17 protein-coding genes are annotated in these 19,158 nt (G+C 68.2%); 12 read left to right on the forward strand and 5 right to left on the reverse strand.

Features of this window, described 5'->3' with window-relative positions:
- Positions 1 to 148 precede the first annotated feature (148 nt).
- The 4 genes from ABIC17_RS03155 to ABIC17_RS03170 all read left to right on the forward strand — a co-directional run bounded on the left by ABIC17_RS03155 (position 149) and on the right by ABIC17_RS03170 (position 4,558).
- Positions 149 to 1,282, forward strand: coding sequence for a phosphoserine transaminase (locus ABIC17_RS03155; protein ID WP_354279189.1), 1,134 nt, complete (start codon positions 149 to 151; stop codon positions 1,280 to 1,282).
- Positions 1,283 to 1,415: 133 nt separating this feature from the next.
- Entirely contained in the window at positions 1,416 to 2,993 is a 1,578-nt protein-coding gene (gene serA, locus ABIC17_RS03160) for a phosphoglycerate dehydrogenase (RefSeq protein WP_354279190.1), read from the forward strand.
- 63 nt (positions 2,994 to 3,056) lie between these two features.
- Positions 3,057 to 3,452 carry an endonuclease domain-containing protein gene (locus ABIC17_RS03165; RefSeq protein ID WP_354279191.1) on the forward strand — a complete coding sequence of 132 codons (396 nt, stop codon included), beginning with the start codon at positions 3,057 to 3,059 and terminating at the stop codon, positions 3,450 to 3,452.
- Positions 3,452 to 4,558 (forward strand): ATP phosphoribosyltransferase regulatory subunit, encoded by a 1,107-nt coding sequence (locus ABIC17_RS03170; protein WP_354279192.1) that lies wholly within the window; start codon positions 3,452 to 3,454, stop codon positions 4,556 to 4,558. Before ABIC17_RS03165 ends, ABIC17_RS03170 begins: the two co-directional genes overlap by 1 nt.
- 63 nt (positions 4,559 to 4,621) lie before the next feature.
- On the opposite strand, the gene ABIC17_RS03175 is transcribed toward ABIC17_RS03170, so the two are convergent.
- Positions 4,622 to 5,287, reverse strand: a complete 666-nt coding sequence (locus ABIC17_RS03175; protein WP_354279193.1) for a c-type cytochrome — start codon at positions 5,285 to 5,287, stop codon at positions 4,622 to 4,624.
- A 145-nt stretch (positions 5,288 to 5,432) separates the two neighbouring features.
- Here ABIC17_RS03175 and ABIC17_RS03180 point away from each other — a divergent pair, with 145 nt between their 5' ends.
- A complete protein-coding gene (locus ABIC17_RS03180; protein ID WP_354279194.1) occupies positions 5,433 to 6,323 on the forward strand; it encodes a prephenate dehydratase in 891 nt (296 codons plus the stop codon).
- A gap of 127 nt (positions 6,324 to 6,450) precedes the next feature.
- Here ABIC17_RS03180 and nudC read toward each other — a convergent pair whose 3' ends face one another.
- From nudC to ABIC17_RS03195, 3 genes are read right to left on the reverse strand one after another with little or no spacing between them, the layout of a single operon-like run.
- Complete coding sequence (nudC, locus tag ABIC17_RS03185; RefSeq protein ID WP_354279195.1) at positions 6,451 to 7,320, reverse strand: NAD(+) diphosphatase; 870 nt, start codon at positions 7,318 to 7,320, stop codon at positions 6,451 to 6,453.
- Positions 7,317 to 8,651, reverse strand: coding sequence for a serine hydrolase domain-containing protein (locus tag ABIC17_RS03190; RefSeq protein ID WP_354279196.1), 1,335 nt, complete (start codon positions 8,649 to 8,651; stop codon positions 7,317 to 7,319). The genes nudC and ABIC17_RS03190 overlap by 4 nt, the downstream gene beginning before the upstream one ends.
- A complete protein-coding gene (locus ABIC17_RS03195; protein ID WP_354279467.1) occupies positions 8,651 to 9,661 on the reverse strand; it encodes an A/G-specific adenine glycosylase in 1,011 nt (336 codons plus the stop codon). Before ABIC17_RS03195 ends, ABIC17_RS03190 begins: the two co-directional genes overlap by 1 nt.
- Positions 9,662 to 9,711: 50 nt before the next feature.
- On the opposite strand from ABIC17_RS03195, the gene ABIC17_RS03200 reads away from it, so the two are divergent.
- The 6 genes from ABIC17_RS03200 to ABIC17_RS03225 all read left to right on the forward strand — a co-directional run bounded on the left by ABIC17_RS03200 (position 9,712) and on the right by ABIC17_RS03225 (position 17,421).
- On the forward strand, positions 9,712 to 10,275 hold the full coding sequence (locus ABIC17_RS03200; protein ID WP_354279197.1) for a DUF721 domain-containing protein: 564 nt from the start codon (positions 9,712 to 9,714) through the stop codon (positions 10,273 to 10,275).
- Positions 10,272 to 11,000, forward strand: coding sequence for a thioredoxin domain-containing protein (locus ABIC17_RS03205; protein WP_354279198.1), 729 nt, complete (start codon positions 10,272 to 10,274; stop codon positions 10,998 to 11,000). The genes ABIC17_RS03200 and ABIC17_RS03205 overlap by 4 nt, the downstream gene beginning before the upstream one ends.
- 27 nt (positions 11,001 to 11,027) lie before the next feature.
- A complete protein-coding gene (locus ABIC17_RS03210) occupies positions 11,028 to 11,780 on the forward strand; it encodes a thioredoxin domain-containing protein (protein ID WP_354279199.1) in 753 nt (250 codons plus the stop codon).
- Between the two features lie 19 nt (positions 11,781 to 11,799).
- Complete coding sequence (gene smc / locus ABIC17_RS03215; RefSeq protein WP_354279200.1) at positions 11,800 to 15,213, forward strand: chromosome segregation protein SMC; 3,414 nt, start codon at positions 11,800 to 11,802, stop codon at positions 15,211 to 15,213.
- 58 nt (positions 15,214 to 15,271) lie between these two features.
- Positions 15,272 to 16,336: a dihydropteroate synthase gene (folP, locus tag ABIC17_RS03220; protein WP_354279201.1), complete on the forward strand. Its 1,065-nt coding sequence runs from the start codon at positions 15,272 to 15,274 to the stop codon at positions 16,334 to 16,336.
- A gap of 200 nt (positions 16,337 to 16,536) precedes the next feature.
- Positions 16,537 to 17,421: a bestrophin family protein gene (locus tag ABIC17_RS03225; RefSeq protein WP_354279202.1), complete on the forward strand. Its 885-nt coding sequence runs from the start codon at positions 16,537 to 16,539 to the stop codon at positions 17,419 to 17,421.
- A 7-nt stretch (positions 17,422 to 17,428) separates the two neighbouring features.
- Here ABIC17_RS03225 and ABIC17_RS03230 read toward each other — a convergent pair whose 3' ends face one another.
- On the reverse strand, positions 17,429 to 18,853 hold the full coding sequence (locus ABIC17_RS03230) for a sigma-54-dependent transcriptional regulator (RefSeq protein ID WP_354279203.1): 1,425 nt from the start codon (positions 18,851 to 18,853) through the stop codon (positions 17,429 to 17,431).
- A gap of 176 nt (positions 18,854 to 19,029) precedes the next feature.
- On the opposite strand from ABIC17_RS03230, the gene ABIC17_RS03235 reads away from it, so the two are divergent.
- Positions 19,030 to 19,158, forward strand: coding sequence for an aa3-type cytochrome c oxidase subunit IV (locus tag ABIC17_RS03235; RefSeq protein WP_277968944.1), 129 nt, complete (start codon positions 19,030 to 19,032; stop codon positions 19,156 to 19,158).

Here is a 19,158-nt window from a genome sequence, read left to right on the forward strand (position 1 = left end):
ATGATTACCCCCCGGTAAGACTCGCATGCTGAACGATCGTTGCGCGCGTGTCGACCGAAACGACTTGACGTTGCGCGGCATGGCTCTAGGAGCGGCGACGGGCCACGCGGTCCCAACGCCGCGCGTGCTCTCTGTAAGGAGAGACTACATGACTGAACTGCCTGCGCGTCCTGCGCACCTGCCTGCACGCCCGTATTTTTCCTCGGGCCCGTGCGCCAAGCCTCCGGGCTGGTCCGCCGCCACTCTCGCCACCGACTCGCTGGGGCGCTCGCACCGCTCGAAGATCGGCAAGACGCGGCTGCAATATTCGATCGACCTGATGCGCGAGCTGTTGAAGCTCCCCGATACGCATCGCATCGGGATCGTCCCCGGCTCCGACACCGGTGCCTATGAAATGGCGATGTGGACGATGCTGGGCGCCAAGCCCGTCACCGCGCTCGCCTGGGAAAGCTTCGGCGAAGGCTGGGTCACCGACGCGGTCAAACAGCTCAAGATCGATCCCACCGTGGTCCGCGCCGATTATGGCCAGCTGCCCGATCTGGGCGCGGTCGACTGGTCGAACGACGTGCTGTTCACCTGGAACGGCACCACCTCGGGCGTCCGCGTTCCCAACGCCGACTGGATCCCCGCCGACCGCGAAGGCCTGTCCTTCGCCGACGCGACCAGCGCGGTGTTCGCCTATGACATCGACTGGGACAAGATCGACGTCGCGACCTTCTCCTGGCAGAAAGTGCTGGGCGGCGAGGGCGGGCACGGCGTGCTGATCCTCGGGCCGCGTGCGGTCGAGCGGCTGGAAAGCTACACCCCCGCCTGGCCGCTGCCAAAGGTGTTCCGCCTGGTCTCCAAGGGCAAGCTGACCGAAGGCGTGTTCAAGGGCGAGACGATCAACACGCCGTCGATGCTCGCGGTCGAGGACTGTATCGCAGCGCTCGAATGGGCGAAGACGGTCGGCGGCGCGGACGGGCTGATCGCCCGCAGCGACGCCAATGCAGCTGCCCTCGACCAGATCGTCGCGGAGCGGCCGTGGCTCGGGCATCTCGCGGTGGACGAAGCGACGCGCTCGAAGACCAGCGTCTGCCTGACGGTCGAGGGTGCGGACGAAGCGATGATCAAGGCGTTCGCCGGGCTGCTCGAGAAGGAAAAGGCGGCCTATGACATCGCGGGCTACCGCGATGCACCGCCGGGCCTGCGGATCTGGTGCGGCGCGACCGTCGACACCGCGGATATCGTCGCGCTCGGGCCGTGGCTCGACTGGGCCTATGCGAGCGTGAAGGCCGCGTAACCGCTTCTCCCTCTCCCCTCAGGGGAGAGGGCTGGGGAGAGGGGCAGTCCAGCACGCCACCTCCCCCTAATTGCCCACTTCCCCTCTCCCCGACCCTCTCCCCTGAAGGGGAGAGGGAGCAGAAGGAAAAATCATGCCAAAAGTCCTCATTTCCGACAAAATGGACCCCAAAGCCGCGCAGATCTTCCGTGAACGCGGCGTCGAAGTCGACGAGATCACCGGCAAGACCCCGGAAGAAGTCATCGCGATCATCGGCGAGTATGACGGCCTCGCGATCCGCAGCTCGACCAAGGTGACCAAGGCGATCCTGGCGGCGGCGACCAACCTCAAGGTCATCGGCCGCGCCGGCATCGGCGTCGACAATGTCGATATCCCCGCGGCTAGCGCGCAGGGCGTAGTCGTCATGAATACGCCGTTCGGCAATTCGATCACCACCGCCGAACACGCCATCGCGCTGATGTTCGCGCTCGCGCGCCAGCTTCCGGAAGCCGACGCCAGCACGCAGGCGGGCAAGTGGGAGAAGAACCGCTTCATGGGGGTCGAGCTGACCGCCAAGACGCTCGGCCTGATCGGTGCGGGCAACATCGGCGGGATCGTCGCGGATCGCGCGCTCGGGCTGCGGATGAAGGTCGTCGCCTACGATCCGTTCCTTTCGCCCGAACGCGCGGTCGAACTCGGCGTCGAGAAGGTCGAGCTCGACGAGCTGCTCGCCCGCGCCGACTTCATCACGCTCCACACCCCGCTCACCGACCAGACGCGCAACATCCTGTCGGCGGAGAATCTCGCCAAGACCAAGAAGGGCGTGCGCATCATCAACTGCGCGCGCGGCGGCCTGATCGACGAGGCGGCGCTCAAGGCGGGGCTCGATTCGGGTCACATCGGCGGCGCGGCGCTCGACGTGTTCGTGACCGAGCCCGCCAAGGACTCGCCTTTGTTCGGCACGCCCAACTTCGTCTCGACGCCGCATCTCGGCGCCTCGACCGACGAAGCGCAGGTCAATGTCGCGATCCAGGTCGCCGAGCAGATGTCGGATTATCTGATGTCGGGCGGGATCACCAACGCGCTCAACGTGCCGTCGCTCTCCGCCGAGGAAGCGCCGCGCCTCAAGCCGTACATGGCGCTTGCCGAGAAGCTCGGGTCGCTGGTGGGTCAGCTCACCACGGGCTCGATCGCACGGATCTCGATCCACAGCGAGGGCGCTGCCGCCGAGCTCAACCAGAAGCCGATGGTGTCGGCGGTGCTTGCCGGGTTCCTGCGGACGCAGACCGATACGGTCAACATGGTCAACGCGCCATTGCTCGCCAAGGAGCGCGGGATGGAAGTCCGCGAAGTCCGCACCGAGCGTGAAGGCGATTACCACACGCTGCTGCGCGTTTCGGTCAAGACCGATGCGGGCGAGCGCTCGGTCGCGGGCACGCTGTTCGGCGATGCCGCGCCGCGGCTGGTCGAACTGTTCGGGATCAAGGTCGAGGCCGATCTCGCGGGCCACATGCTGTACGTCGTCAACGAGGATGCGCCTGGGTTCATCGGGCGCCTCGGGACGCTGCTCGGCACGGGCGGGGTCAACATCGGGACGTTCCACCTTGGTCGGCGTACTGCCGGTGGCGAGGCGGTGCTGCTGCTGTCGATCGACGAGGCGCTGACCCCGGAACTGCTCGCACAGGTCCGCGCGCTGCCGGGCGTGGTGACCGCGATGGGTCTGGCGTTCTAGAACCAGAGCGGTACCCTCTTCTTCTCCCTCTCCCCTCCGGGGAGAGGGCCGGGGAGAGGGGCCGTGCCACAAACCAACAAGCTGTTGCTAGCGCGTGCCAAACACATGCGCAGCAACCCCACCCCCGCAGAAGCGCGCCTCTGGTACAATCTCCGCGCCAAGCGATTCGCGGCGGTCAAGTTCACCCACCAGGTCGTGATTGGCCCGTTCATCGCCGACTTCGTCGCGCGTTCCCGAAAATTCGTGATCGAGCTTGACGGCGACACCCACGCCGACGACGAGAGCGCCGACGCCCGCCGCACCGCGTGGCTCGAACGACAAGGGTATCGCGTGATCCGCTTCGACAATGCCGATGTGATGGGAAACCTCGACGGCGTGCTCGAGACGATCGGCGCTGCGCTTGCGGCTGCCCCTCTCCCCGGCCCTCTCCCCGCAGGGGAGAGGGAGAAGGACATTTGATGACCACCGCGCTCCTCCCGACCGGCTTTCGTGACCGGCTCCCCCCCTTCGCCGATGCCGCCGCCAGGCTCGAGGCCGCTGCGCTCGCCGCGGCCTATGCGTACGGCTACGAACGCGCCGACCCCGCGCTTGCGGAGTTCGAGGCGGGCCTTGCCGGTCGCCTCAAATCCGCGCGCGCGCAGGATGCGGTGCGCTTCGTCGATCCGGTCAGCCAGGCGACGCTCGCGATTCGCCCCGACATGACCGCGCAGATCGGCCGGATCGCCGCCACCCGCATGGCGCATCACCCGCGCCCGGTGCGGCTGTCCTATGCCGGCCCGGTACTCAAGCTGCGCGCCTCGCAACTCGCGCCTGAGCGCGAACTCCGCCAGATCGGCTGCGAGCTGATCGGGCTCGATACCGTGGCGGCGGCGCGCGAAGTGGTCGAGGTCGCGGTCGCCGCGCTAGAGGCGGCTGGCGTCACCAATATCTCGATCGACTTCACGCTCCCCGACCTGATCGACGTGCTCGCGGGCGGCCCGTTCCCGATCGACGCGGCGCAGATCGATGCCTTGCGCGACCGGCTCGATGCCAAGGACGCGGGTGGGGTCGCGGCGATCGCGCCCGCCTATCTCCCGCTGATCGAAGCCGCCGGCCCGTTCGAGACCGCGCACGATCGGCTCTGCGCGTTCGACGCGCGCGGTGCGCTGACCTCGCGGCTCGATGCGCTGTGGAAGATCGCGGACGGCCTCAAGGGCCGCGTCGCGCTGACGCTCGACCCGACCGAGCGGCATGGCTTCGAATATCAGAGCTGGCTCGGTTTCTCGATCTTCGCGGGCGGCGTGCGCGGCGAGATCGGGCGTGGCGGCACCTATACGATCATGCACGAAGGTGGTGCCGAGGAGTCCGCGGTCGGATTCTCGCTTTACGCCGATGCGATCGTCGCGGCTGGGCTCGCCGAGGTCGACCGGCGGCGGCTGTTCGTGCCGATGGGGACCGATCCCGCAGTGGCGGCGCAGATGCGTGCGGCGGGCTGGGTCACGGTTGCTGCGCTGGAGGCAGGGGATACGCCCGAGGCGCAGCTCTGCACGCACTTCCTCGCCGAGGGTGAACCGCGCGCGCTCTAGCGGGTGATGCCGTCCCCTCCGCCCGTTCGTTTCGCGAGAACGGGGGAGGGGGGCGTAAGCGGATTACTTCCCCGCGGCTGCGGGAACCGTGGTGTTGCCAAGCCCCTCGACGCTCGGCGATGCCTTGCCACCCGGATCAGCCTCACCTGCGGCGGGCGGTGCCTTCGCATCGGTTGCGGTCGGCGCGCCCGCGGGGGGCGGTGGCAGCGGCACGTTCGAGCCCTGCTGGTTGAGATACAGGATCACGTCGGCGCGATCCTTGCCAGCGGTCAGCCCGGCGAAGGTCATCTTGGTCCCCGCGGCATAGCCACGTGGCGAGGTCAGCCACTTGTTGAGCTCCTCGAAGTCCCACTTCTTGCCAGCGCCCGCCTTCTTGAGCGCATCCGAGAAGGCATAGCCGCCCTTGCCCTGCGCGATTCCCTCGCCGACCGTCCCGTACAGGTTCGGCCCGATCCCGTTCGCGCCGCCTTGCGCGACCGAGTGGCAGGCGGTGCACTTCTTGAACACTTCGGCACCGTGCGCGGCGTCGGCTTTTGCGAGCAATGCGGCGATCGGTTCCTCGGCAGCGGCGGCACCGCCTTCGCCACCCTCGGCGGGGGCTTCGATCGGATAGCCTTCCTTTTCGGAGGCGATCGGCTTGACGAGCATGTTGCCGCCGATCGTCAGCGCGAGCGCCAGGCCCATCGTGCCGAGCACCCAGCCTGCGATCGTATTGGTCCGGTTGTCCATGTCGTGCCGCTACCCCTGCCGATGTTCGGCCCTCAGTGGAGCCGCGATAATCCTACCGTGCATAGATTCGCCGGACGCGCATCGCAAGCCGCGCGTTTTCCACCGCTTGCTGTTCCGATGCGAGCCGGGTACGCGCCGGGGCCGTATGGACAATTTTGCCGCCCCCGCCCGCGCGCTCGTCGAACAGATGACCAACGCCGCCGCCGCCCAGCCGTCCCGCGCGGTCGCCTTTCAGGGCGCACCGGGGGCGAACTCGCATATCGCGGCGCTTCAGGCGTTTCCGGAAGGGCTGCCGCTGCCGTGTTTCGACTTCGCCGACGCGATCGACGCGGTGCGCGATTTCCGCGCGGACTGCGCGATCATCCCGATCGAGAATTCGCTCCACGGGCGGGTTGCCGACATGCATTTCCTGCTGCCGGAATCGGGGCTGATCATCACCGGCGAGCATTTCCTCGCGATCCGCTACGCGCTGATGGGGACGGGGCCGTTGTCCGAAGTGCGCGAGGCGATGAGCCATCCGCAGGCGCTCGGGCAATGCCGCCTGTGGCTACGCGACCGCGGCATCCTGCCGGTCGCCTATCCCGATACCGCAGGAGCCGCGGCGGTGGCGGCGGAGCGTGCCGACCCGACGCTCGCCGCGCTTGCGCCCCCTGGCGCGGCGGCGCTGTACGGGCTGGAGACGCTCGCGAGCGATATCGCCGACGCCGAGCACAACACTACCCGCTTCGTCGTGCTCGCCCGCGAGGGGCATGAGCCGATCGGCGACGGGCCGTGGATGACGACGCTGATTTTCGAGGTGAACAACGTTCCCGCCGCCTTGTACAAGGCGATGGGCGGTTTCGCGACCAACGGCGTCAACATGACCAAGCTCGAAAGCTACCAGCGCGGCGGCAGCTTCGCGGCGACCGAATTCTACGCCGACGTCGAGGGGCGTCCGGGCGATCCGGGGTTGGGGCGTGCACTGGCGGAACTGGCGTTCCATTCGAAGTGGGTGCGCGTGCTGGGGACGTATCAACAGGCGCGTGCGCGGGGGTAGCGTGCGCTGCGTTGCTCCCCTCCCTGGAAGGGAGGGGCTGGGGGTGGGTCGGTCCGCTGTTCGGATGTCGCCTGTTCCGGAGAGCGACCCACCCCCGACCCCTCCCTTCCAGGGAGGGGAGAAGAAGTTACCCCTCCGCCCAGGCCGTCAGCAGTGTGAACGCGATCGCATAAGCGGGCGGCGGCAGGAACGGCCCGTCACCCCCGGCCAACACCGCGCGCACATCCTCGCGCGAGACCCAGATCGCGTCTTCCAACTCGTTGGTGTCGAGGGTGATCGTGTCATTCTCCGCCATGCCGACGCACGCCACCATCAGCGAGGACGGAAACGGCCACGGCTGGCTCGCGATGTAGCGCACGTCGCACACGCGGACGCCCGCTTCCTCCATGATCTCGCGCGCAACCGCTTCCTCGATCGATTCGCCGGGCTCGAGGAACCCCGCGAGTGCCGAATAGCGACCGGGCGGAAACGCCGGTTGCCGCCCAAGCAACGCGCGCCCGTCATGCTCCGCGATCATGATGACGACCGGATCGACTCGCGGGAAATGCTCGGCCTTGCAACTTGGGCACCGCCGCCCCCAGCCTGCGCGGAACATCTCGGTCTGGTGCCCGCAGTTCGCACAGAACTGATGGCGGCTGTGCCAGTCGAGCACGCTGCGCGCAGCGGCATAGGTCGCGGCCTCGCCCGGTGCGAATTGGCCGAGCAACCCGAACAGCCGGGGCGAGCGCCCCGGCGGCGCGCGCATCCCCGGCACATAGGCCGCGAAATGCCCGCGCCCGTTCTCGTCGAGCCCGAGCAGCACCAGCTCGGCCCCGTCCGGCACGTCGGCAAGCGTCGTCCACCCCAGCGTCCCGTCGCCCATCAGCACGGGGTCGAACCCGTCGAGCCGGAGCAGCCGCGAGCGCCAGTCCGACGTCAGCGCGGCAAGCCCCGCCTCGTCGTGGCGCAGCGCGTCCGCCCGGTCGAGCGTCCCGCCGGTAAAGCCCGGAGCGATCATCGCTTGGTCAGGACCGGTGCGAGGTCGGCGTAGATCGACTTGGTCGAATCGGTGCGGAGCGGGTATTTGTCGCTCGGCAGGTAGTTGACCATGACGGTCGCGCGGACCTTGTTGGTCGGATCGACCCAGGCGATCGTGCCCGCGGCCCCGCCCCAGCTATAGGTGCCCTTACCCGGACCGCCCGGCGTATCGTACAACGTCACCGAACCGCCCGCGCCGAACCCCTGCGCATTGGTCGTGCCGCCCGTCGCCGAGACCGACCCCGGATAGACCACGCCGAGCGGCAGCAGATCGGACATGGCGAGCTGAACCGTCGCGGGCTTGAGGACGCGCTTGCCATCGAGCGTGCCGCCATTCTGGAGCATGTGGAGGAAGCGATCGTAATCGCGCGCCGACATTACCAGCCCGGCGCCACCGTAGGGGAAGCTCGGCTTCTGGAGGTAGACCGAGGTTGCCGCCGGATCGAGCGGAACGCGGTTGTCGCCGACGATCGCATAGCCCGTCGCGAGACGGCGGACTTCCGATTGCGGCACGGTGAAATAGGTCGAGTTCATCTTGAGCGGCTTGAAGATCCGCGTCTGGAGGAAGCGGTCGAACGGCATCTTGCTTGCGACCTCGATCACGCGGCCCATCACGTCGAGCCCGATCGAATAGCTCCAGCGCGTGCCGGGTTCGGCGATCAGCGGCAGCGTCGCGACCTTGTTGGCGAAGGCCTCCAGCGTTGCGGGACGCTTGAGCCGCATTTGCGCCTCGCTCTTCACGTCGGCGGTGAAGGGGGTGATCCCTGCCTCTTCATACGCCTTGAGCAATGGCCCCTTCGTGATGATGGTATAGCCGAGCCCCGCGGTGTGCGTCAGCAGCTGGCGCACCGTGATCGCGTGCGTCGCGGGCAGCGAAGTCATCGAATCCGGGCTGACCTGGACCTTCATATATTTGAACGCGGGGATGAAATCGCTGACCTTCTGGTCGAGGCCGATCTTGCCGTCCTCGATCAGCATCATCGCCGCCATCGCTGTGATCGGCTTGGTCATCGAATAGACGCGCCACAGGCTGTCGGCGTCGGTCATGGCAGCGCCGGGCTCGTCACCGAGCTTGCCGTTGGCGATCACTGCGGGCGGTGCATCGCCATGCCCGATCACGCCGACGATGCCAGGCATCTTGTTGGCGGCGATATAGTCGGCGAACAGCTTCTGCGTGGCGGGGAGCGACGGCGTGCCGGTCTGCGGCTGTGCGGCCATCTGGGGGGCCATGCGCGGTGCAGGCTGTTGCGCAACGACGACGCCTGCGGTGAGGGCGGCGAGGGCGCTTCCCAAAATCAGATACCGTTTCATCATCTTCTCCTGTTTGCCACCCGAACCGCCGTCGCCGCCTTGGCGAAGACCGTCGGCAGCCCCGCCGAGTCGAGCTCGGCGATGGGCCACCATTCACCCGAATCGCCATGCCCACCGCCGTGCGCCACGGCAAGCGACAGTTCGAGCCGGAAGTGCGTGAAGACGTGCGCGACCGTTTGCGGAAGCGAGCACCATTCGGCGGCGACCGGCGGATCGGCGAGCCCCGGCGGCGCGTCTGCCCACGCCCCCGTCGGTAGCGCACGCATCCCGCCGAGCAGCCCGCGCGGCGGACGGCGGACGAGCAGCACGCGGTCGTCCCGCTCGAGCCAGAAGATCGTGCCGTAGCGTTGCGGCTTGACCGGCTTGGCCAGCTTGATCGGGAAGCCTTCGGGATTTCCCTGCGCATAGGCCATGCAGTCGGCGGACAGCGGGCAGGCGAGGCAGCGCGGGGTGCGCGGGGTACAGACGCTCGATCCGAGATCCATCATCGCCTGCGCGAAATCGCCCGATCGCGTGTCCGGCGTGATCGTGTCGGTCGCGGCGCGAATTTTGGCCAAGCCATTGGGAAGTGGGGTTTCTATCGCAAACAGCCGCGCGACGACGCGTGCAACGTTTGCATCGATCACGACCGCGCGCTCCCCGAACGCGATCGCCGCGATTGCCGCCGCGGTATAGGCACCGACCCCGGGCAGTGTGAGCAGTCCCGCCTCGGTGGTGGGAAACCCGCCCGCCGCAACCACCGCCCGCGCGCAGGCATGGAGGTTGCGGGCCCGCGCATAATAGCCGAGCCCGGCCCACGCCGCCATCAGATCGGCCTCGGGCGCGGCGGCGAGCGCCTCGACGCTCGGCCAGCGCGCGATAAACTCCGCGAAGCGCGGGGTGACCGCCGCGACGGTCGTCTGCTGGAGCATGATCTCGGACAGCCACACGCGATACGGGTCGGGCGCATTACTCCCGGGCGCGGCGCGCCAAGGCAACGTGCGTGCATGCGCATCGTACCAGCTGAGCAAATGGGTGGCGATTTGGGAAGGACGCTTGGCGGACACGGCATCGCTATGGCATGGACGGCGGGATGAGCACCAGCGGCACCAAAGCCCCCCCCAAGACCAAGTTACCCCCTGCGCAGCCCGAGCATCGCCGCGGCGGTCGCGCGCGTTCGGTCGCCGAACTCCTGCCCGATGCCGGACGCGCGGCATTCCGCCGTTTCGGCTTCGTCCAGAGCGCGGTCGTGACGCGCTGGGGCGAGATCGTCGGCCCGCGCTACGCCAATGTTTCTGCACCCGAATCGATCAAGTTCCCGCATGGCGAGCGGACCGGCGGGACGCTCAACCTCGTCGTGCGCGGCGCGCATGCGACGATGATGCAGCATATCGCGCCCGAGATCATCGAACGGGTCAATCGCTTCTTCGGCTATGCCGCAATCGCCAAGGTGCAGATTCGGCAAGGCGACGTGATTGCGCGGGCCAAGCGCACGCCGCCGCCCGCGCTCCCGCCCGCCCCGCCCGAACTGGGCGAAAGCCTGCGGACGATCGCGGATCCGGAATTGAAGGCAGTGCTCGAGGCGCTGGCCGCAGGGGTGGCCGCATCGCGCGGCGTGCCGGTGATCGGGGAACGGAAAGCATGACGCGGAGACTGGGGTTGGTCGCGCTCGTGGCGAGCGCGGCGCTGGTCGCGCCGGCGGGGGCTGCGCCGGTACAGCGCAAACCTGCGGTACGCCCAGTGGCGGTCGACTGGACTCGCACCTTGGTGCGGACGCCCGAAGGTGGCGTGCGGATGGGCAACCCCGACGCCAAGGTCAAACTGATCGAATATGGCGCGCGCACTTGCCCGACCTGCGCACAATTCGCGGTCGAGGGGGAACCCAAGCTGGTCGCGGGCTATGTCGCGAACGGGCGCGTCAGCTACGAATATCGCGATTACCCGGTGCATGGCGCGCTCGACCTCGGTCCGATCCTGCTGGGCGATTGCGTACCGCTGCCGCACTTCTTCCGCGTGATGGAAGCGATGATGGCGCAGCAGAAGAGCCTGGTCGGCCGGCCCGCCGAGGTTCCCGAGGCGAAGGGCAAGGAGCTTGAGAAAGCCACCCCCAACGTCGTTGCAGCCTATCTGGCGGATTTCTATGGCTATACCGATCTGGTCGTGAAGATGGGCCTGCCGCGGCCGCGCGCTGCGGCGTGTCTGGCGGACCCCAAGGCGATCGATACGATCGTCTCGCGCGCCAACATCGGCCAGTCGACCTACAAAATCAGCGGGACGCCGAGCTTCATCCTTGACGGGAAAGTCATCCCGAACGTGTTCGCCTGGGATACGCTCGAGCCTGTGCTGAAGACCGCGCTTGCCGCTAAATAACGTCCGATACCTAGGAGCTAGCTTGAGATGACCAACCGTATCCTGGCGCTTGCGCTGCCCGCTCTGCTCATTGCCGGCTGTGGCGACAACAGCAAGGGCACCGGCACCACCACCGCTGCCAGTGCCCCCGTCGCAGGCAAGGCCGCACCCGCTGGCCAGAGCTGGACCGACACGGTCGTCAAGACCGCCGACTATGGCTATCGCATGGGCAACCCCGATGCGCCGATCAAGCTGGTCGAATATGGCTCGCGCGCCTGCCCGTTCTGCGCACAGTTCGAGGCGGAAGGCTTCCCACTGCTCAAGTCGCAGTACATCGCGAGCGGCAAGGTCTCGTACGAGTTCCGCGATTACCCGATCCACGGCGCGCTCGACATCGCGCCGATCCTGCTTGGCCATTGCGTCGACGATGCCGCGTTCTTCCCGCTGCTCGAGGCGATGATGGCGAACCAGCAGACGCTGCTCGCCAAGGAGCAGGAAGTCGCGCAGAAGGTGCAGGGAATGCAGGGCGCATCGCCACAGACGATCGCGGCGACCTTCGCGCAGGATCTGGGCTATCTCGATTTCGTCAAACAGCGCGGTGTGCCCGATGCCAAGGCGCGCGCCTGCCTTGCGGATTCGACCCAACTTGATGCGCTGACCAAGGCGACCGCCAAAGCCAACGCCGATCACAACGTGACGAGCACGCCAACCTTCCTGATCAACAACGAGGCGGTTGCGCTCGAGCCGACCGGTGGTGCCTGGCCGCAGCTCGAACAGGCGCTCAAGCGCGCCGGCGGCTGACCCGGACAGGTCCGGGGGGATGCAGATCAAGCGGCTCAGGCTGTCGGGGTTCAAGAGCTTCGTCGACGCCGCCGATCTGCGGATCGAACCCGGGCTGACCGGAATCGTCGGGCCCAACGGCTGCGGCAAGTCCAATCTGCTCGAAGCATTGCGCTGGACGATGGGGGAGACGTCCGCGCGGTCGTTGCGCGGGGCGGGGATGGACGACGTGATCTTCGCGGGCACGTCGACGCGGCCAGCGCGCGATTTCGCCGAAGTCTCGATGCTGATCGAGACGCCGGGGTCGGCCGGGCCTGAGGAAAGCGAAGTCGTCCGCCGGATCGAACGGGGCACGGGTTCCGCTTACCGGATCGACGGGCGCGACGTGCGGGCCAAGGACGTGGCGCTGCTGTTCGCGGATTCGGCAACCGGCGCGCATTCGCCCGCTTTGGTCAGCCAGGGGCGGATCGGCGCGATCATCGCCGCCAAGCCCGCCGAGCGCCGCGCGATGCTTGAGGAAGCCGCCGGGATCGCGGGCCTCCACGTCCGCCGCCGCGATGCCGAGCAGAAATTGCGCGCGACCGAGGCCAATCTCGCGCGGCTCGACGAACTGATTTCCGACCAGGATGCGCGCGCCGCCGCGCTTCGGCGGCAGGCGAAGCAGGCCGAACGCTATCGGTCGCTGTCCGACCAGATCCGGGTGGCGGAGGCGCGGATGATCTACGCGCGCTGGCGCGATGCGCAGGCGGCGGCGGATGCGGCGAAAGCCGAGGCGGCGACCTGCGAGGCGCGTGTCTCGGATGCCGCCGAGGCGCAGCGTGCGGCGGCGGCCTATGCGCTTGCCGCGACCGAGGCGCTGGCGACAGCGCGTGCCGCCGCCCAGGCGCTGCGCGATGCCGCTAGCGAGGCGGCGCATCGACTGGCGACCTTGCGCGGCGAGCAGGCGGCGGCGGTGCGGCGACGTGACGAACTGGCCTCGGCGCGCACCCGGTTGGCGGAGGACCGCCTGCGCGAGGGCGCGCTTGCGCATGACGCCGCGGAGGCGATTGCGCGGCTGAGCGACGAAACGCGGACCACCGAGGCGCGGCTGGCGGAGATGACCGCGCGCGTTCCCGCGCTCGAAGCACGCCAGGCCGAGACTGAGCGCGCCGGGCGCGATGCCGAGGTCGCGCTCGCGCAGGGGCTGGCCGCGCAGGCGACCGAAGCGGCGGATGCGCGCGTCGCCGAGGCGGCGCTTGCGGCGGCGCGCGCGCGGGCGGACCGCAGCGCGCGCGATCTCGCGCGGGTGACGGCGGAAGCGGCGGCGCTGGGTGATGCAGCGCCATTGCTCAAGGACCGCACTGCTGCGCAGGAGGCACGCGCGCAGGCATTGCAACATGGGGAGGATGCGCGCGCCGGGCTGGCGCGCGCCGATGCCGACGAGCGCGGCGCGCGCGACCAGCGCGACCGGGCGCAGGCGGCGCGATCGGGCGCGCATGCCGATCTGGCAGCGCTCGACAGCGAGGCGGCGGCGCTGACGCGCGCGACCAAGCGCGACGGGCGCGACCGTGTGCTCGACCGGATGCGGCCCGATCCGGGGTATGAACGCGCGCTTGCGGCGGCACTGGGGGATGATCTGGAGGCTGGGCTCGATCCGGCGGGCGAGCGGTTCTGGGCAGGCGCCGATGCGCTCCTCGAAGATCCGCCTGCGCCCTCGGGCGCGGTGCCGCTCGCCAGCCATGTCGTCGCCCCGCCCGCACTGGGGCGGCGGTTGTCGCAGATATTCGTGGTGGATGCCGATGACGGCGTCGCGCTGGCGGTCGGGCAGCGGCTGGTGACGTTGCGCGGAAGCGTGCGGCGGTGGGACGGCTATGTCGCGAAATCGGGCGGAGCGGCGGCGGCCGAGCGGCTCGAACGGATGAACCGGTTGCGCGCGATCGAGGATCAGCGCCCCGCCGCGGTGCGTGCGGTCGAATCCGCCGATGCAGACCTCGCGCGGATCGACGCTGCGATCGCAGACGCGCGCAGCGCGGCGGTGGCGGCACGACGGTTGCTCGAAAGCGCGGAGACGCGCGCGCGCGATGCGGCGCGCGCCGAGGACCGCGCGACCGCCGCGATCGAGCGGATCGAAGCGCAGCGGAGCGATCTCGCCGGCCGGCGGGAGCGGATCGAGGCGGATCATGCCGAAGCCGCCGCCGAAGTGACTCGCGCGACCGCGACGCACGCCGCGCTTCCCGACGGCAGCGCGACCCGTGCGCGCGTCGCCGAACTGTCGCGCGCGGCGGAGCATCGTCGCGCCGAGATCGCCACCGCGCGCGCCGACCGCGCCGGGGTCGACCGCGACCTCGGCAGCGCGCGCGACCGGCTTGCGGCGATGGCGGCGGAGGCGAAGGGCTGGCGCACGCGCGCCGGCGAGGCGGCCAAGCGGATCGCGGACATGGACAAACGCGACGCCGCGCTCGCGCTGGAGGCGGAGGCGCTGGCGGGTCGGCCCGAGGCGCTCGCCGCCGAAGTCGTTACGCTGGAGGCGACCCATGCCACCGCACGCGCCGATGCGGATGCCGCGCAAGCCGCTGAACGCGCGGCGGATATTGCGCTCCGCGCCGCCGAGACGACCGCCGCTGCCGCCGCCGAAACACTTGCGCAGGCGCGCGAGGCACGGGCGGGTGCGGCGGCGCGGGCGGAGAATCAGGAAATGCGCCGGGTCGAGACGAACCGGCTTGCGGGCGAACGCTTCCAGTGCCCCTCGGTGTTGCTCCCCGAACGCGTCGGTTTCGACGGTGCGTCGGTGCGCGCCCCCGCGGAAGAATCCGCCATACATGAGAAACTTACCGTCGACCGCGAGCGGATCGGGCCGGTCAATCTGGTCGCCGAAACCGAACTCGCCGAGCTTGAGTCGGCGTCGCAGGGGAATGCCGCCGAGCGCGAGGAACTGGGGCTGGCGGTCAATCGGCTGCGCGGGTCGATCGGGACGCTCAACCGTGAGGGGCGGCAGCGGTTGCTCGCCGCGTTCGAGGCGGTCGACGGGCATTTCCGGCGGCTTTTCACCACGTTGTTCAATGGCGGCGCGGCGCATCTGGAGCTGGTCGACTCGGACGACCCGCTTGAGGCGGGGCTCGAGATCATGGCGCAGCCGCCGGGAAAGAAGCTCCAATCGCTCACGCTGCTGTCGGGCGGCGAGCAGGCGTTGACCGCCGTTGCACTCATTTTTGGCCTGTTTTTGACCAACCCGGCACCCATTTGTGTCCTGGATGAAGTCGATGCGCCGCTGGATGACGCCAATATTGAGCGGTTTTGCGACCTTTTGGACGTGATGACGCGCGAGACCGAGACGCGCTACCTGATCGTCACGCACAATGCGGTGACGATGAGCCGGATGCACCGGCTGTTCGGCGTGACGATGATCGAACAGGGGGTCAGCCGGCTGGTCTCGGTCGATCTGAGCGCGGCGGAGACGTTGCTCGCGGCGGAATGAAGCAGTCGGGGCGGCTTTTCGGGTAGCATCTGTCCCGCAAACGGCGACATAGGGTTCGATGCGCGATCCCCTCCACCTCCGCCCGGTCCAGTTCGTCGACACCCCCGTCGGCCGTGATGGCGAGGTCGCTCGGCTCGCGGGCGGAATGCTGTGGTTCGCGGCCTATGAAGTGATCGAAGGCGGTCGCCGTCGCACCGTGCCGATCACCGCGCTGGCTGATCTGCTACAGGACGACCGCGCCGCACGGCTCCACGCCCGCATCACTGCGCCGCGCGCCGCGCTGACGCTCGGGGAGCGGACACTGCGGTTCGATCAGCCGTCGGTCGCCGCGATCCTCAACGTAACGCCCGACAGCTTCTCCGACGGCGGTACGCATGGCGGAGACCCGGCGGAGGCGGCGTCGGCTGGGGTTGCGATGGCCGCGGCGGGTGCCGCAATCATCGACGTGGGGGGCGAATCGACCCGCCCCGGTGCGCCGGTCGTCTGGGAAGGCGACGAGATCACGCGCGTCGTGCCCGTGATCGAACGGCTCGCGCGGAGCGGGACGCTGGTATCGATCGACACGCGCAAGGCCGGAGTGATGGAAGCCGCGCTCGCGGCAGGGGCGGGGATCGTCAACGATGTCGCGGCACTTATGTGGGACGATCGCGCGCTGGAGGTGGTAGCCCGCGCCGGGTGCCCGGTTGTCCTGATGCATTCGCCTGATCCGAAAAGCGGGGGGCACGGGTCACACGGTTACAGCGACGTGCTGACCGACGTGTTCGACTGGCTGGGAGCGCGGATCGATGCGGTGGTGGCGGGTGGCGTCGATCGTGCGCGGATCATCGTCGATCCCGGTATCGGGTTCGGCAAGACGCTGTCGGAGAATCTCGCCTTGCTCAACGGGCTGGCGATCTTCCACGGCCTGGGGTGCCCGATCCTGCTTGGCGCGAGCCGCAAGCGAATGATCGGCGCGCTATCGAACGAAGCGGCGGCGGATGCGCGACTGGGCGGATCGATCGCGCTCGCGCTGAAGGGCGTCGAGGCGGGCGCGCAACTGCTCCGCGTCCACGACGTGGCCGAAACGGTCCAGGCGGTGCGCGTGTGGCGCGGACTGCGCGATCAGGCACTGGTGGCCCGCTAAGCGTCTGGTCGACCGTATCGATCCGTTCGTCCCGCGCGACGATCCGTAGCGGAAAATAACACAATCGTTATACGTTCGACATGCGATGCCGCCTACCGGCAGCGCGCGGAGGACGTGCCGTTCGCGCAGTGCTTCCGTTCTGAACCTAATCGCAGCGCATTCGTATCGCACTGCAACATCGCAACGCCTGGAGGAAATTCATGATCATCGACGCAGTCCCGCGATATCGGCAGATCGTCGCCGAAGTGTGGCGGCCGCTGCTCGCGCTGTTCGTGTGGGACGTGATCGTCACGGTCACTTATTACATCTTGCCGTTCAAGGCGCCGTCGCTGCCGCTGACGCTGTTCGGTTCGGCGCTTGCGCTGTTCCTCGGGTTCCGCAGCACCTCGGCGTATGAACGCTGGTGGGAAGGGCGTGAACTGTGGGGCCGGATGATCAACGCGTCGCGCAGCCTGTCGCGTGCGGCGCGCAGCTACCTGCCCGATGAAGAAGGGCGCGACCTGCAACGCGCGATCATCCTGCGCCAGATCACCTATGTCCATGTGCTCCGTTGCCAGTTGCGCAAGCAGGACACGCGGGCGGAAGCGCTGCGGTTCCTGTCACCCGACGAGGCCAAGCCCCCGCTGGCGCGCAACAACGTCGCCAACGGCATCCTCGACGGCACCGGCCGCCGGGTCGATCAGGCGCGGCAGAAGGGGTGGATCGACACGATCCAGCAGGCGTCGATCGAGCGCGTGCTGGTCGACATCGCCAATGCCCAGGGCGGGATGGAGCGGCTGAAGAACACGCCGCTGCCCAACCAGTATCGCTTCTTCCCCGAATTCTTCGCGCGGCTGTTCTGCATCCTGCTCCCGATCGGACTGGTCGAGACGCTGGGGTTCGCGACGCCGATAGGATCGACGGTCGCTGGCCTGATGTTCCTCGCGGTCCTCAAGATCGGCGACGATCTGGTCGATCCGTTCGCCGACACCGTGCACGACGTGCCGCTGACCGCGATGTGCACCACGGTCGAGATCGACTTGCTGCAGGCTCTTGGCGAACCGGCGCCCGAGCCGGTGAAGCCGGTCAAGGGCATCCTCTGGTAAGACGCGATCAGGCGGCGGCGTTGTCGATCCCGAGCTCGCCGAGCTTGCGATACAGCGTCGACCGCCCGATCCCGAGCCGCCGGGCAACCTCGGTCATCCGCCCGCGATAATGGCCGATCGCGAGGCGGATGACGTCCGCCTCGATGTCATCGAGCGCGCGCAGATTGCCGTCCGCATGGAATAGCGTAATTCCGCCCGACGTGCCGAGCGGAGCTTGCGAGAGTGATGCGGGCCGTTTGCCGCCGAGCGCCGCGATCTGCGGAAAATCGGCCTGGGTCAATGCGTCGCCATCACACAGTACGGCTGCGCGGAAGAGCGCGTTCTGCAACTGGCGCACGTTCCCCGGCCAGTCATAGCGGCCGAGCAGCGCGAGCGCGTCGTCGGTGATGCCGAGCTGACGTAACCCCGGCTGTTGCGCGATCCGTGCCATCAGGTGCCGCGCGAGCGCAGGGATGTCGCCGGTGCGTTCGCGCAGCGGCGGGATCGTCACCTGGACGACGTTGAGCCGGTAATAAAGGTCTTCGCGGAAGCGTCCGGCCTCGACCTCGTCGGTCAGCCGCTTGTTGGTCGCGGCGATGACGCGGACGTCGACTTCGCGCACCTGCCGTGCGCCGAGCGGCTGGATTTCGCCCGACTGGAGCACGCGCAACAGCTTTACCTGCGCTTCGATCGGCATTTCGCCAATTTCGTCGAGGAACAGCGTCCCGCCGTCAGCCTCCTGGAAGCGACCGGTCTTGCGTTCGAATGCGCCGGTGAACGCGCCCTTTTCGTGGCCGAACAATTCGCTCTCGACGAGATTGGCCGGGATCGCACCGCAATTGACCGCGATCATTGGTTTCTTGCCGCGCGGCGAGGCGGCGTGGATCGCCTCGGCAACGACTTCTTTTCCGACGCCGCTTTCACCTTCGAGCAGAACCGGCACGCGTGCGCGCGCGGCCTTGGCGGCGATCGCAAGTGCCGCGCGGAAATCGGGGGCGGAGCCGACGATCTCGTCGAACGCCAGCAGTGCCGGAATCTTCTCGGTCAACGGACGCAATTCGCCCGCGACTTTGTCGGCGACCGCGGCATCGAGCGCGGCGAGCAGACGTTCGGGCGCGAGTGGCTTGACCAGGAAGTCGGTCGCGCCCGAGCGCATCGCATGGACGGCCTGCGCGACCGACCCGTTCGCGGTGAGCAGCAGCAGCGGCAGTGCGGGGCGACGCGTGCGGAATTCGGCGATCAGCGCGGTCGGGTCCGCCTCCGGCGCCCAATGGTCCATCAGGATCGCATCGAGCTGCAGGCCCTCCGGCGAGCTCAGCATCGCGATCGCGGTCTCACCGTCGTTGGCGAAGATCGCACGCCATCCGCGCCGCGCGGCGATCGCCGCGATCAGCCTGCGCTGCGCGGGTTCGTCGTCGATCAGCATCAGCAGGCGTTGGCCGTTTCGCGTCATGCTCTTCCCCGAATTCACTCTGTTTGGAGCGATTCTGTAACGGCAAGATGTAAAAGCCGCCTTAAACGACCCAGCCCGGGACGAACGAGACAGGCCGTGCCGAATAATTGCGGGGGTTGAGGGGTTGCGTGGCGCGAGCTAAGCACGGGAAGAACAAAAAGGTGAGGAACGAACCGATGGCGAACGAGGGCGATCTGCAAGTCCACCGCGCGACTTACACCAAGGTCATCGGGGTCCTCAAATATGGAGCGGTTGCCTGCTTCATCATCGCATTTGCGGTGGTGTGGCTGATCTCGGGCAAGTAG

The organism is Sphingomonas sp. PvP056 (assembly GCF_040549155.1).
GTDB lineage: Bacteria > Pseudomonadota > Alphaproteobacteria > Sphingomonadales > Sphingomonadaceae > Sphingomonas.

Coding starts and splice junctions, on each gene's coding strand:
- ABIC17_RS03155 (WP_354279189.1), top strand. CDS start 149: ATGACTGAACTGCCTGCGCGTCCTGCGCACCTGCCTGCACGCCCGTAT.
- serA (WP_354279190.1), top strand. CDS start 1,416: ATGCCAAAAGTCCTCATTTCCGACAAAATGGACCCCAAAGCCGCGCAG.
- ABIC17_RS03170 (WP_354279192.1), top strand. CDS start 3,452: ATGACCACCGCGCTCCTCCCGACCGGCTTTCGTGACCGGCTCCCCCCC.
- ABIC17_RS03175 (WP_354279193.1), bottom strand. CDS start 5,287: ATGGACAACCGGACCAATACGATCGCAGGCTGGGTGCTCGGCACGATG.
- ABIC17_RS03180 (WP_354279194.1), top strand. CDS start 5,433: ATGGACAATTTTGCCGCCCCCGCCCGCGCGCTCGTCGAACAGATGACC.
- nudC (WP_354279195.1), bottom strand. CDS start 7,320: ATGATCGCTCCGGGCTTTACCGGCGGGACGCTCGACCGGGCGGACGCG.
- ABIC17_RS03190 (WP_354279196.1), bottom strand. CDS start 8,651: ATGAAACGGTATCTGATTTTGGGAAGCGCCCTCGCCGCCCTCACCGCA.
- ABIC17_RS03200 (WP_354279197.1), top strand. CDS start 9,712: ATGGACGGCGGGATGAGCACCAGCGGCACCAAAGCCCCCCCCAAGACC.
- ABIC17_RS03205 (WP_354279198.1), top strand. CDS start 10,272: ATGACGCGGAGACTGGGGTTGGTCGCGCTCGTGGCGAGCGCGGCGCTG.
- ABIC17_RS03210 (WP_354279199.1), top strand. CDS start 11,028: ATGACCAACCGTATCCTGGCGCTTGCGCTGCCCGCTCTGCTCATTGCC.
- smc (WP_354279200.1), top strand. CDS start 11,800: ATGCAGATCAAGCGGCTCAGGCTGTCGGGGTTCAAGAGCTTCGTCGAC.
- folP (WP_354279201.1), top strand. CDS start 15,272: ATGCGCGATCCCCTCCACCTCCGCCCGGTCCAGTTCGTCGACACCCCC.
- ABIC17_RS03225 (WP_354279202.1), top strand. CDS start 16,537: ATGATCATCGACGCAGTCCCGCGATATCGGCAGATCGTCGCCGAAGTG.
- ABIC17_RS03230 (WP_354279203.1), bottom strand. CDS start 18,853: ATGACGCGAAACGGCCAACGCCTGCTGATGCTGATCGACGACGAACCC.
- ABIC17_RS03235 (WP_277968944.1), top strand. CDS start 19,030: ATGGCGAACGAGGGCGATCTGCAAGTCCACCGCGCGACTTACACCAAG.